Source organism: Gemmatimonadales bacterium (assembly GCA_019637315.1).
Taxonomy (GTDB): Bacteria; Gemmatimonadota; Gemmatimonadetes; order Gemmatimonadales; family GWC2-71-9; genus SHZU01.
This window is the reverse complement of record JAHBVU010000001.1, coordinates 212,783-225,634: the sequence shown is the minus strand read 5'-3', so window position 1 is coordinate 225,634 and position 12,852 is coordinate 212,783. Positions and strand designations below refer to the sequence as shown.

Annotated in this window: 11 protein-coding genes; 7 read left to right on the top strand and 4 right to left on the bottom strand. The window is 63.8% G+C overall.

Annotation, left to right across the window (positions count from 1 at the left end; translation table 11 throughout):
- Positions 1-211 precede the first annotated feature (211 nt).
- The 3 genes from KF785_00970 to KF785_00960 form a co-directional block, all read right to left on the bottom strand.
- Positions 212-1,042 carry an N-acyl homoserine lactonase family protein gene (locus KF785_00970; protein MBX3145312.1) on the bottom strand — a complete coding sequence of 277 codons (831 nt, stop codon included), beginning with the start codon at positions 1,040-1,042 and terminating at the stop codon, positions 212-214.
- Between the two features lie 85 nt (positions 1,043-1,127).
- Positions 1,128-1,913 carry an ABC transporter permease subunit gene (locus KF785_00965; GenBank protein ID MBX3145311.1) on the bottom strand — a complete coding sequence of 262 codons (786 nt, stop codon included), beginning with the start codon at positions 1,911-1,913 and terminating at the stop codon, positions 1,128-1,130.
- Entirely contained in the window at positions 1,913-2,869 is a 957-nt protein-coding gene (locus tag KF785_00960; protein MBX3145310.1) for an ABC transporter ATP-binding protein, read from the bottom strand. Before KF785_00960 ends, KF785_00965 begins: the two co-directional genes overlap by 1 nt.
- Positions 2,870-3,076: 207 nt before the next feature.
- On the opposite strand from KF785_00960, the gene KF785_00955 reads away from it, so the two are divergent.
- The 4 genes from KF785_00955 to KF785_00940 all read left to right on the top strand — a co-directional run bounded on the left by KF785_00955 (position 3,077) and on the right by KF785_00940 (position 6,061).
- A complete protein-coding gene (locus KF785_00955; protein MBX3145309.1) occupies positions 3,077-3,673 on the top strand; it encodes a PadR family transcriptional regulator in 597 nt (198 codons plus the stop codon).
- Entirely contained in the window at positions 3,670-3,975 is a 306-nt protein-coding gene (locus KF785_00950; GenBank protein MBX3145308.1) for a hypothetical protein, read from the top strand. The genes KF785_00955 and KF785_00950 overlap by 4 nt, the downstream gene beginning before the upstream one ends.
- An 81-nt stretch (positions 3,976-4,056) precedes the next feature.
- Complete coding sequence (locus KF785_00945) at positions 4,057-5,001, top strand: ABC transporter ATP-binding protein (GenBank protein ID MBX3145307.1); 945 nt, start codon at positions 4,057-4,059, stop codon at positions 4,999-5,001.
- Entirely contained in the window at positions 4,994-6,061 is a 1,068-nt protein-coding gene (locus KF785_00940) for an ABC transporter permease (protein MBX3145306.1), read from the top strand. The genes KF785_00945 and KF785_00940 overlap by 8 nt, the downstream gene beginning before the upstream one ends.
- Positions 6,062-6,064: 3 nt before the next feature.
- Here the strand turns inward: KF785_00940 and KF785_00935 are convergent, their stop codons facing one another.
- A complete protein-coding gene (locus KF785_00935; protein MBX3145305.1) occupies positions 6,065-6,598 on the bottom strand; it encodes a hypothetical protein in 534 nt (177 codons plus the stop codon).
- 132 nt (positions 6,599-6,730) lie between these two features.
- Here KF785_00935 and KF785_00930 point away from each other — a divergent pair, with 132 nt between their 5' ends.
- The 3 genes from KF785_00930 to KF785_00920 all read left to right on the top strand — a co-directional run bounded on the left by KF785_00930 (position 6,731) and on the right by KF785_00920 (position 12,747).
- A complete protein-coding gene (locus KF785_00930; protein ID MBX3145304.1) occupies positions 6,731-8,131 on the top strand; it encodes an amidase in 1,401 nt (466 codons plus the stop codon).
- Positions 8,132-8,535: 404 nt separating this feature from the next.
- Complete coding sequence (locus KF785_00925) at positions 8,536-11,472, top strand: SusC/RagA family TonB-linked outer membrane protein (GenBank protein MBX3145303.1); 2,937 nt, start codon at positions 8,536-8,538, stop codon at positions 11,470-11,472.
- A gap of 18 nt (positions 11,473-11,490) precedes the next feature.
- Complete coding sequence (locus tag KF785_00920) at positions 11,491-12,747, top strand: RagB/SusD family nutrient uptake outer membrane protein (protein MBX3145302.1); 1,257 nt, start codon at positions 11,491-11,493, stop codon at positions 12,745-12,747.
- The last annotated feature ends 105 nt before the right edge of the window (positions 12,748-12,852 follow it).

Here is a 12,852-nt window from a genome sequence, read left to right as displayed (position 1 = left end):
ATGGCAGGAAAATGCGGAACGCTCGAATCTCCGACCCTGACTTCGTCTTGGCAAGTAGTAAGACCCGAAACGCCGACGCCCCCGATCTGGCCAGGCGCTCCGGATCGGGGGGTCGTTATGTCTCTCTGCTGAAAGGAAGATCGACCCCAAGCATCACATTCGAATGGCGGGCGAGTCACCGTCAGGTAACGGAGTCCGGATCCGCCTGCCGCTACTCAATCCGTACGATGCCGGGAACCACCGGAGTAAAGCGATCGAATACGGCCGGGTCATGGCCAGGCACGATCAATCGAGGCGCTCCGGCGAGCCGCCGCATCCGCTCGTGGGCCGCCAGGTTGGACACGGTATCCCACGTCGCGGCGATCGGACGGCGCTGATCGAGGTTGTGATACAGATAGAGATTGTCGGACGCAATCACTGCGGTACCCGAAGCAGTCTGAACGCTGACATACTGCGACTCCCGGGTGTGACGACCACCGGTGTATACCAGTACGCCCGGCGCTGGCTCGACCGAATCGCCGGCCGCAAGACGCAGCCGGCCCTCCGCAGCGACCGCCTCGAGCACCGCGATCGTCGATGCGAACACGCCAGTCCGGAGCAGGTTCGCCGGATCACGGTAGTGATCATACTCGTCTTGCTGCACCCAGACCCGCGCCCGCGGAAAGAGATCGATGCCATCGGCGTGATCCCAGTGCAGGTGTGTCACGATCAAATCGGTGACGTCCTCCGGCGCAATGCCGAGCGGGGCGAGCGCCTCGGAAGGGCGGCTATAGGCAACCGGCGACCAGCTCGAGATGAACTCGTCGCGATGAAACCCGGCATCCACCAGGATGACCCGACCCTGCCCCCGAAGCACCCACACCATCATGGCGAGGTCGACGCGGGCAGCGCTGTCCGCACCAAGCACCAGCCCGCGCAGCGGAAAACCGTGAAGCTCGGCGTACTTGACGGCGTAGACGTCGTACACGGGGGTTGGTGCGGCGGCACCACATCCGGTTGCCAGGGCCGCGGCGATACCGAGTAGGGCGAGGTGAGATTTCACAGCGGAAGGATATGGCGGGATCGTCACTCGGACCAGCAGGGACAGGCCGTCCATCAACGAGCGGCCTGCCCCCACGGTATACGCCTCAGAGTTCCTCGCGCTCGAAGGCCCAGAGCGCCACCCCTAGGAACAGCACGATCAGGATTGCCGTGGAGAGCATCGGTACCCACAGCTGAAAGGGCAACGGTTTCCACAGCGCAATGCTGGTGGCGGCGTCGGTGAGCGGCCAGGGGAGGAACGGAGTCAGCGGAGCGAAGTACTTGGTGTTGGGAAGAATGGCGCCTGAGATCCAGAAGCCAAGCGCAACGCCACCAACCGCCGCACGAGACCGGAGCAGCACGCCCAGCAGCAGCGTCAGAGCAATGTAGAACGCCTGATGCAGTGCCAGAATTCCAACCGCTTCGGCGAAATGCGCCGGGGCCGGCGCGACACCCCAGAACGCCTTCAGCATGATGAAAGAGGCGACCGCGGGAATCACCAGGGACAGCAGCAGGAAGGTGGGGGCCAGCGCGACAAACTTGGACAGGATGAAGGCCGAGCGCGTGGTCGGCTTGGTGAGCACCCATGCCGCAGTCCCGGATTCGCGCTCGCCAACGACCACGTTCTGAGTCACCAGCACAGCGCCGATCAGCCCGAAGAAACCGCCCAGCTGAAAGAACATCTGGATCAGTTCTTCGACATCACCGGCCGGATTGGTCGAGGTCCGATACTGCGCCAGCGTTCCCGCCAGGACGAACCCGGAAACTGCAACGAGCCAGAGAATCAGGTGAATCAGCCAGCGTCGGGTGCCCCACCAGCCGCCAAGTTCCTTGCCGAGCAGGTTGCCGAAACCCGTCGACCATCCGGATGACGCCGTCGACACGAGACTCATCAGACCGCTCCTCCTTCGATCATCGTCACGAAGACATCCTCCAGCCGGTGACGGCGGCGCCCAAAGCTGCGCACCCGGATCGCGTCATCGGCCAGGATGGTGCGCAGCAAGAGCAGCTCGGCGGCAGACGTATCGTCGGTCGACACCTGCCAGTGGGTTCCGTCAGGTCCGGTGGTTTCCTCGAGGCTCGTCACCCAGGACAGGCCGGCCACTGTTCTGCGGGTGGCGGCGGTGTCGCCGACCAAATCGATGAGATAGGTGCCTCCCGTTTGATCGGACAGCAGTTCGCCCATCGAGGCGTGCGCCAGCAGCTGCCCGTGGTGGAGAATCGCTGCGGTGTCGCTGATGCGCTGGACATCTTCGAGGATGTGGGTCGAGTAAAAGATCGTGGTATGCTCGCGCAGGCGCCCCATCACTTCGAGCACGTCGCGCCGACCCATCGGATCGAGCGACGCCGCTGGCTCATCGAGGATCAGCAGCTCCGGCTTGCTGATCTGCGCCTGCGCGATGCCGAGCCGCTGACGCTCGCCGCCCGAAAAGCCCCGAATCGGTCGATCCGCCTTGTCGGCCAGACCCACCAGTTCGAGCGTCTCATCGATGTGTCGCTCCAGGCCGGCGGGCTGGAAGAAGAAGCGCGCCGTAAACCGAAGTGTCTCCCGCGCTGTCATGTAGTCGTAGAAGCGGGGGTCCTGGGCCAGGTAGCCGATCCGCCGACGCACCTCGAGGGTATCGCGCTGACTGTCGAAGCCGAATAAGGTTGCGCTGCCGTCGGTCGGACGGGCAAGACCGAGCAGCAGCTTGATCGTGGTCGTCTTTCCGGCGCCATTCGGGCCCAGAAAGCCAAAGATCGAGTTACGCCGGACCTCGAGATCGAGCCCCTGCAGCACGTTGACCTTCTTGAAGGACTTCTTGAGCCCACTGGTCTTGATGACCAGATCATCTTCCCGCAGCCGCACGCGCGCCTCCCTCGTGTGTCGGAGAGTCGACCAGCAACAGTGTGGTGACGTGTTTCGCTCTAGTACGCAGGGGCTGCGCCCAAGTTTCGACGTGGAACACAGACATGTCGGACGATATATCTTGACAACGAAGAAACCCTATCGTACGATATGTCGTACGATAGACAGGTTCTCGATACGCCGCGGTGTTACGAAGGGGGGCATGCTATGTCCAAGCACAATGATGACTGGGGTTTAGGTAACCTGTTCGGGTTCTCGTTCGATCCGGGTCAGTTCGAGTTCCGATTCGGTACTGGCGGATCCAAAGGACGCCGACGCCGCCAGATCTTCGAATCGGGCGAGGTCAAATTCGTGATCCTCCGGCTGATCCGGGAAAAACCCCGACATGGCTACGAGATCATCAAGGCGCTGGAAGAGCGCCTGGCCGGCTGCTACACCCCATCCGCCGGCACGGTGTACCCCACGCTCCAGCTCCTGGAAGACCAGGGGTATGTTCGCGCAGTCGAGGCGGATGGCAAGAAGGTCTACCATATCACGCCCGAGGGTGAGCGATTCCTGGACGACAACCACGGAGTCCTCGAGGATATTTTCGACCGGGTCCGTGATACCGTTCGCGATTTCGCCGGCGGAAACATGGCCGACCTCAACCAGGCGTTCGCGAAGCTCGCCACCCTGACCTACAAGCGCGCCTGGCGACTCGGCCCGGATCATCCGTCGGTCCAGCGGATCGTCGAGATCCTGAACCAGGCTGGACACGATATTGAAGCGGAATGGGAGCGTACCTCGACCGGAGGCGGGCGATGAGTATCGACTTTTCGGGAATCCCTTGGTTCTGGCTGATGGTCTTTGTCGCATTCGTCGTGCTCCCGGCCGTCCGAGGCGGCGGGCGCGGCACCAAGCGAGAACTCGGTCTCGCCAACTCGGCGCTCGATCGGTCGCGTCGTGAGATCGCGACGCTTCGGCAGGACCTCGAAGAGCGTCTGGCCGATGTCGATCTATTGAGCACTCGGGTGGCCGAGCTCGAGAATCGGCTCGACTTCACCGAACGCCTGCTGGCCCAACATCGGCCAGCTGCGCCAGACCGCCAGGCTCTACCACTCCAATAGTCACGAGGCCGGGCAGCTGCGATGGCCCGCACCCGGCCTCTCGATTACCGTTCAACCCCGTTTTGACCGGCACAGTTGCGCATGGTGTCTTCGAATACCGGGCCCGCGTTGATGATTCGCGGCCTCGTCAAACGATATCGCGACGTCGTTGCAGTCGCAGGCCTCGATCTCGTCGTGCCCCGAGGCGAGTGCTTCGGCCTGCTCGGGCCTAACGGCGCGGGCAAGACGACCACGATCGAGATCTGCGAAGGTTTGACTCAACCTGACGAGGGCGAAGTGCGCGTGCTGGGCATGACCCACCACGAGCAGCCCCGCGCCATCCGCGCCGCAATCGGAATCTCGCTGCAGGAAACCCAGCTGGCCGAGAAGCTGACGGTCGAAGAGACGCTGGAGCTGTTTCACAGTCTTTATCCCAAGCGGCGGCCGGTCGACGACGTCATTGCCGCCGTCCAGCTTGGGGAGAAGCGAAACGCGCGGGTCGGCGGTCTGTCGGGCGGTCAGAAACAGCGCCTCGCCATCGCCTGCGCCCTGGTCGGCGACCCCGAACTCTTCTTTCTCGACGAGCCGACCACCGGCCTTGACCCGCAGTCCCGTCGCCAGCTCTGGAGCCTGATCGAGCAATTCAAGGCCGAAGGTCGGACGATCATCATCACGACCCACTACATGGACGAGGCCGAGCAGCTCTGCGACAGGGTCGGCATCGTCGATCACGGGCGAATCATTGCGTTAGGCACGCCGCGGGAACTGATCGGATTGCTGGGCACGGAGCACGTGGTCGAGTTCGGACTGGCCGACGCCGCCACCATGCCCACCGATGCTGAGCTGACGGACCTTCCCGGCGTCACCGCGGTGCGGGCAACGGACGGGCGCCGCCAGCTCGATGTCACGCTGATTCACGAGGCAGTGCCCGCCCTGCTGGCTCTGCTCGAGGCGCGTGGCGCCACCTTGACCGACCTCGCCACCCACAGTGCGACGCTGGAGGACGTGTTCGTTCACCTGACTGGAAGGCACCTGCGCGATGGCTGACGGCTCCCCACCCCGCCGCTGGCGTGACCGCGCGCTGGTTCAACTCACGCTGGCGCGCTATCGCGAGTTCTACCGGGAACCCGAAGCCGTCTTCTGGACCTTCATCTTCCCGCTCATCATGGCGGGGGCGCTGGGGATCGCGTTCCGAAGCCGCCCGCCCGAGGTCGTCAAGATCGGCGTGATCGCGCGGCCGGAAGCTGCCGCCACCGTCGAGGGGCTCAGGCAGAGTCCGCTGATCGACCTGCGCACCTTCGCGGACGACAGTGCCGCAGCCCGCGAACTGCGAACCGGCAAGGTGGCCCTGGTCGTCGTACCCCAGGCGTCCGGCACGGTCGAGTACCGCTTCGACGATACCCGGGCAGAAGGCGCCTCGGCCCGCCGGCTGGCCGACGACGCCCTGCAACGGGCCGCCGGTCGAGCCGATCCGGTCGTCACGACCGACGCACTGGTGCGCGAACCGGGCTCTCGGTACATCGACTTCCTGATTCCTGGCTTGCTGGGTATGAACCTGATGGCCAGCAGCATGTGGGGCATCGGATTTACCGTGGTCGATCAGCGCCGCAAGAAGCTGCTCAAGCGCTTCGTCGCCACGCCCATGCGCCGACTCCACTATCTCGGCGCCTTCGTGTTGAGCCGGCTGTCGCTGCTGGCGGTCGAAGTCGGCTTTCTGGTCGGCATGGGCATGCTGGTGTTCGGCGTACCGTTCCGGGGGTCGGTCGTAACGCTGGCTGCGGTTGCCCTGCTGGGCTCGATGGCCTTCAGCGGAATGGGGCTGCTGGTTGCCGCCCGCCCCAAAACCATCGAGGCCGCCTCGGGGCTGATGAATCTGACCATGCTGCCGATGTGGGTACTATCGGGCGTCTTCTTTTCGTCGGCCAACTTTCCCGACGCGATGCAGCCGTTCATCAAGCTGCTGCCGCTCACTGCGGCGAACAACGCCTTACGGGCCACCATGCTCGAAGGCGTCAGCCTGGCATCCCTGGGTGGCGAACTGACGGTGCTGGCGGCGTGGCTGGTTGTTACGCTGGCACTGGCCCTCAAGATCTTTCGATGGCAGTAGGGCTCAGGTGCCGGGGCACTTCACCCTGGTGAAGCGAACCTCGACGCTGGTCTGGCCCTCGCCCTCGTTGCGAGGAATCAGGCTGCCATCCGCTGCCTTGCGGTAGATGATACGCTGCGGAAAGGACTTGGCCTTGTTCTCGAAGACGACGTAGTCGTCGACCAGCTGGACCATCTCGTAGGAATCGAACGGCTTGCCTTCGGTCGACGCCGAGAAGGTCACCGAGGTGTCGGTCGACACGATCCGGCTGAACTCGTGTGAAACGGCCCGCCCCTTGGTGATGTATCGGGTGGTCGACGTCATCAGGTTCTCGGACGGGTTGGTCCAGATCTCCTCGACAATCTGATCCCGCCCCATGGTGCCTTCCCAACAGCCGGCCATGAACTTGAGCTTCTGGTCGAGGCGCACCTTGAGCTTGACGTCCCTTTGCTTCGGTTCGTCGCGCCGTCGGTCGCGCGGGCCATCCTGCCCGGCCAACTGCGACGCCATACCGGCTGCCAGTCCCAGCGCCAAACTGATCGTCCAGACCTTCCGCATCGTTTCACTCCACGAGATGAGACCAGGGGGCCGCCGCGCCCTGCCGGAAATATGACAGGAGGGGCCGCGCCTCCCCCTACGGCCCGGCATGCAGGATTACTATTCGCCTCCCTGACCTATGATACACACGCCATGACCAATCTGATGCAGCTTGGGCTGCGGGCCGCCGCCCGAGCCGTGTCCCGCCGGCAGGTTTCCCCAGTCGAACTGGTCGAGGCCGCGCTGACCCAGGTCGGAGCAACCAACCCCAGGCTCAACGCGTTGCTCAGTCTGTCGGTCGATTCGGCGCTTGCCTCAGCCCGGCGGGTCGAGCGGGCCGTCATGGCGCGGCGCACCGTGGGTCCGCTGGCCGGTATTCCGCTCTCGATCAAAGATCTGATCCTGACCCGCGATGCCGTCACGACGCTCGGCTCGCAAATCGTGCCTGGCGGACTGCCGGCGGCGGTCGATGCTCCGGTCGTGGCGCGGTTGCGTCGAGCGGGGGCTGCGATCATCGGCAAGGCCAATCTGCATGAGGTGGCACTCGGTGTCACCACGGTCAACGAACATTTCGGGCCGGCTCGGAACCCCTGGAACCCAGCCCGGATTGCGGGCGGGTCGAGCGGTGGGTCGGCCGTAGCCGTCGCGGTCGGGATGGGGCTGGGCTCGGTCGGGACCGACACCCGTGGCTCGATTCGGATTCCGGCAGCGTGCTGCGGCGTGGTCGGGTTCAAGCCGACCTATGGCGCGGTGCCGTCGGACGGGGTATTTCCGCTGGCGGCTTCTCTCGATCACGTCGGGCCGATTGCCCGGTCGGTCGAGGATGCCGCTCTGATGTTCGGTGTGATGGCGGGCGGGCGAGTGCGGCTCGCGGAGGTTCTCCGGGCGGTCGATCGAGCGCCCAGCAAGCCGCGCATCGGCGTCTCGGAGTTCCTGCTGCGGGATCTCGATGGTGAAGTCGCGCGGGCTATCGAGGCTTCGCTCCGGGAACTCGAAAAGCTCGGCGCCCGTCTCGTCGCCGTCGACATTCCGGAGCTCGAACCGGCGCTCGAAGCCTCTCGGGTCATCGTGCTTGCCGAGGCAATCAGCTATCACGATGCGATGATCCGGAAGAACCCCAAAGGCTACGGACCTAACCTTCTCGCGCGCCTGAAAGGTGGTTATCGGATCAGCGGCCTCCAGCTCGTTCAAGCCGAAGCTGTCCGACTCGAACTGATCTCGGCGTACCACAGTGCGTTTCAGGAGGTCGATGCCATGATTGGTGCCGTGCTGCCGGTCGAGGCACCGCGTCTTTCTAATGCAACATTGAAGCTTGGACGCTCACGAGTTCCGTTGGCGGAAGGCTTCTGCCGCTACAACGCACCACAGAATCTGACAGGGGTTCCCGCTCTGGCGCTGCCCTGCGGCATGACACGAGCCGGGTTGCCGATCGGCTTGCAGCTCATCGGCGGCTGGGGCCGAGATGCGACGGTGCTTGGCATCGGCGCGGCGTACCAGCGAGTCACAGATTGGCACACGGCCTGGCCGGCCCTGGCAGGCGTCCAGGCCAGGTAATCAATTTGTATACAATGAGTTATCCCATCCGGGATCTTCCCGGCCTTGCCTTCGAGTGTTAGCTTAAGTCGTCAAGCGGGTGGTCCGACGGGACCAGCAGCCCGCGGACGTTGGCTCTCACACGTCTAAAACCGACAATTGAGTTTTCGGCTTCGAAACGCGGAGCCGTTAGGAATCGCGACTCTGGTAGTCGGGATTCCAGAACCCGCATGGACAGGCTTGCGCCGCAAGGCGTACTGACCTCGTGTGGCGGCTTGTCGTCACCGGCGGGGGGTGGGTCACCTTCAGCACAAGGGATTGGACAAATGAGGGGAAAACTACGTTGGGTCGGAGCGTTGATCGCTCTGGCGGCGGTCGCACCGCCACTCGTCGGTCAACAGAATTCGGGGACGGTTACCGGAACTGTGACTGACCAGGCGACGGGGCAGCCACTGTCCGACGCGCGGATTAGCGTTGCCGGGTCGGTTCTTCAGACCACCTCGGACCCGCGCGGCAACTATCGCCTGGTCAATGTGCCCGTCGGCCAGGTCACCCTGACGGTCCGCCGGATCGGCTACCGGGGCGGCGAACAGACGGTCACCCTGACGGCCGGTGGCACCGCCACCGCAAACTTCACGCTGAGCGCCTCGGTCGTCACGCTCGATGAAGTGATCGTCTCGGGCACGGCCGGCGACGCCCGGCGGAGCGCCCAGGCGGCATCGGTGGCCGAGATCTCGGTCGGAGACATCGCCCGCACGGCGCCGATCCGGACCTTCGCTGAAATCCTGCAGTCGCGTGTTCCAGGGGTGCAGGTCAGCTCGGGCTCGGGTACGTCCGGTGCGGCTTCCCAGATCCGGATCCGCGGCTCGGCCTCGCTTTCGCTTTCCAACGAGCCGCTGATCGTGATCGACGGAATCCTGGTTGCGAACACCAACCCGTCTCAGTACGGATCGGGTGGACAGGCGAGTTCACGCTTGAGCGCAATGGATCCGAAGGAGATCGAATCGATCGAAGTCGTGAAGGGTCCCGCCGCAACAGCTTTGTACGGCGCGGACGCGGCTGCCGGGGTCGTTCAGATCATCACCAGGCGGGGCCGGATCGGCACCAACCGGTTCACCCAGGATGTGGGCTTCGAGTACCATTCGATCGACGCCAACTTTACCCCGCCGAGCAATTACGCTCTCTGCACCACGGCCACCGCCGCACCTACGAGCGCCAATCCGCTCTGCCGAGGTCAGGCGGTCGGTACCCTCGTCAGCGACAATCCGCTGGTGCGGACCGGTGCGCTCCGGACCGGCGACACCAAGGGCGTTTCGTGGAGCGGCTCGGGCGGCAACGGCACCAATTTCGGGTACTTCCTGCACGCTGGCTATGAGACAGAGCGAGGCACCACGCTCAGTAACAAGTTCGATCGTCGGAGCGGGCGCGCGAACCTCAACTGGACGCCCTCGTCCAAGCTGACCCTCAATGCCAGCTTTGGTCTCAACCGCGCCAACATCGACATGCCGCAGAACGACAACAACGTCTACGGCTGGCTGGGCGGTAGCTTGCTGGGCACGCCGCTGACTCGCAACGATGTGGCCGGCCCCAACGGCAGCGAAGACGGATGGTTCGGCTTTGCTCGTCAGGTAGCTGCGATTGCTGCGATCGAGAACCAGCTGCAGACCCACCGATCGATCGCGTCGTTCCAGGCCAATTTCGTACCGACCTCCTGGTGGAGCAACCGGTTTACGGTCGGGGCGGACTGGATCAAGGACGATATCCGCAGCTTCTTCCCCAAGAATTCGCTTGGCTCGTATCAGGGCACGGCCAACACCGGAGCGATCGATGAGGGTCGAACCGGCGAAGAACGGTACACCGTTGATTACCTGAGTGATATTCGCCTCAACACCGGCGCGAGCCTGGCCCACAACCTGTCGGTCGGTATGCAGATGACCGATCGGCGTTTCGACCAGATTACCGGCAGCGGCCTGGGCCTCACCATCAACAGCAACAATACGGTCGGTTCCGCCTCGAGTCGATCGGCCGGTCAGAACTACACTCGGACCAAGTCGATCGGTTTCTTCGGTCAGTGGCAGACCACGTTGAACGACCGCCTGACCGTCAGCGTCGGCGGCCGGGCCGACGCCAACTCCTCATTCGGCAATACCTCTGAGTGGTTCTTCCTGCCGAAGGCGGGCGTGTCGTATGTGATTTCGCAGGAGCCCTGGTGGAACATGGGGTTGATCAACACCCTGCGGCTCCGCGCAGCCTACGGTGTGTCGGGTCGCTCGCCGACACCGGGCGCCTCGCTGACCACGCTCGCTCCGTCGCCGTTCATCCTGGGTACTGCCGTTCAGCCGGGTGCCGTGCTGCAGAACCCCGGAAACGACAGCCTCAAGGCCGAGCGGGTCGAGGAGTACGAGTTCGGATTTGACGCCGGGTTCCTCAACGACCGGGTCGGGCTCGAGATGACGTACTACGTCAAGACGTCGAACGACCTGCTCCTGACCCGTCCGTTGCCAGGATCGCTGGGCTTCACCCAGAACCCGTTCGTCAACATCGGTGCGTTGCAGAACAAGGGCCTCGAGGTGGCGTTCACGGCTCAGCCGATCTCGACATCCAACCTGAGCTGGGACTTCCGGTTCGGCTTCTCGACGCTCGACAGCAAGATCACCGACATGGGCGGGGTAGCGCCATTCGGGACGCTCAACCGGTTCATGGAAGGTGAGCAGCCCGGTGTATTCGTCGGGCACCGGATCCGCAACATCAATGAGCAGACCGGTGTGGTCACGGTCTCGGACGATTGGGAGGTCATCGGGAACCTGAACCCGGCGTACGAGGGCAACCTCTCGACCAATCTGACGCTGTTCCGCAACCTGCGGTTCTACGCCTCGCTCGACGGCAAGGGCGATTTCTACATCTACAACAACACCAACTTCTTCCGCGAGACGCAGTTGATCCGCAGCGACAACCGGCTCGACCCGAACAAGCTGCCGCGGCTCGAGCGGCTCCGCCGCTACGGCAACGATGCCGCCGGTCAGCCGGCCTTCGTCCGTGAAGGGGTCAAGCCCGGGTTCCCGGCAACCGCCACCGTCAATGAAGTGCGTGACGGCTTCGTCGAGAAGGGCGATTTCGTCAAGCTGCGTGAAGTGTCGGTGACATACACCCTGCCGACCAGCCTGGCGTCAGCCCTGCGGGCATCGGGTGCCAGCATCACCGTGGCTGGACAGAACCTGAAGACCTGGACCGACTACAGCGGATTCGACCCCGAGGTGATTTCCAACATCATCGCGACGGGCCTCAACGCTTTCACGCGAACCGACTTCCTGACGCTGCCGCAGCCGCGTCGTGTCGTGGTTCGTGTCAACATGCAGTTTTAACGGGGAGATGATCTCGATATGACTCGCTTTAAATCGATCTCCCGCACGCTCGCCCTTGCCGCGCTTGGCTTCGGCTTGGGCGGGTGCAACGAGTGGCTTCAGGTGCTCAACCCCACGGTCATCGACGTCAAGTCGACCGACCCGGTGGAAGATGCGCCGATCCTGGCCGGATCGGCCCAGCAGTCCTTTAATTCTTCCTTCGGCTGGCTCGTCATGTATTCCGGCTGGTTCACTGGCGAATCCGACGTGTCGGAGACATTCCCGACGCGGAATGAGTTCGGACGCCGTGCCGTCGACCCGAACAACACGAGCCACCGCGATGACGTCTGGTTCCCGCTCCATCAGGGAATCTCTCAGGCCTACCTCGTGCTCGGCCTCACCTTGCCGAACGCCGGGTCGAACATCGCGTACATTCGGTCGCACCATACGCTGGGATGGAGCTTCCTCCACTTGGCGGAACAGTTCTGCAGCGCCGTTGTCGTTAGCGGGTCCGAGCTCTCGACTGCACAGCTGCTCGACTCGGCAGTCGTGCACTTCACGGCCGCAAACACGCAGGGCACCGCTTTGAACAACGCGGAAGGCCTGTCGATTGCCCGAGCCGCACTGGTGGGACGTGCACGTGCCCGCCTCCAAGCGGGCCAGAAGCCTGCGGCGCTCACAGATGCCAACGCCGTGCCTGCGGATTTCGTGTTCAACATTGCGAACTTCGACGATCTGGCACAGCGCAACCGCCTCGGCAATCGAATCTGGCAGTTCATCGCCGATCGAGGGTCGAACGCGGTGCCGCCGGCATACCGGGTTGATGACCCGCGGCTGCCCTGGCGCATCGCGCCGTCCAACCTGCTTCCACAGGACGCAGCGTACGCAACTCAGCGGGGCATCCCGTACGCGATTCAGAACAAGTACACGGGATTCGCATCGCCGTTCCGGTTGGCCTCCAAGCTCGAAGCCAATTACATCGCGGCTGAGGCTCAGGGCACGTCGGCCATGCTCACCCTGATCCAGGCCCGACGCGCCGCCAACGGCCAGCCGGCATACAGCGGTGATACCGGCGACGCGGCGGTTCTGGCGGAGTTCGAAGACCAGCGCGCCCTCGAGTTCTACCTCGAAGGCAAGCGACTCGGCGACTTCCGTCGGAACGGGGCGGCCGTCCGCAACGTCCCGGTTCCGGGCGCAACCTACTGGAAGCCGGGCTTTGCACCGGTCGGCAACCAGACCTGCTTCCCGATTCCGCAGACAGAGCGGGACAATAACCCGAACCTCGGACAGGTCTGAACGGGTTCGAGTTCGATCAGGGACAAAAAAGGCGGGGGAGTCGAAAGGCTCCCCCGCTTTTTTTCTTGACATGGCGACAACGATCATATAACGTATCATCCGGAT

Excerpts from the sequence above, each read along its gene's own strand:
- KF785_00965 (MBX3145311.1), bottom strand. The coding sequence starts at position 1,913 with ATGAGTCTCGTGTCGACGGCGTCATCCGGATGGTCGACGGGTTTCGGC.
- KF785_00955 (MBX3145309.1), top strand. The coding sequence starts at position 3,077 with ATGTCCAAGCACAATGATGACTGGGGTTTAGGTAACCTGTTCGGGTTC.
- KF785_00930 (MBX3145304.1), top strand. The coding sequence starts at position 6,731 with ATGACCAATCTGATGCAGCTTGGGCTGCGGGCCGCCGCCCGAGCCGTG.
- KF785_00940 (MBX3145306.1), top strand. The coding sequence starts at position 4,994 with ATGGCTGACGGCTCCCCACCCCGCCGCTGGCGTGACCGCGCGCTGGTT.
- KF785_00950 (MBX3145308.1), top strand. The coding sequence starts at position 3,670 with ATGAGTATCGACTTTTCGGGAATCCCTTGGTTCTGGCTGATGGTCTTT.
- KF785_00945 (MBX3145307.1), top strand. The coding sequence starts at position 4,057 with ATGGTGTCTTCGAATACCGGGCCCGCGTTGATGATTCGCGGCCTCGTC.
- KF785_00920 (MBX3145302.1), top strand. The coding sequence starts at position 11,491 with ATGACTCGCTTTAAATCGATCTCCCGCACGCTCGCCCTTGCCGCGCTT.
- KF785_00935 (MBX3145305.1), bottom strand. The coding sequence starts at position 6,598 with ATGCGGAAGGTCTGGACGATCAGTTTGGCGCTGGGACTGGCAGCCGGT.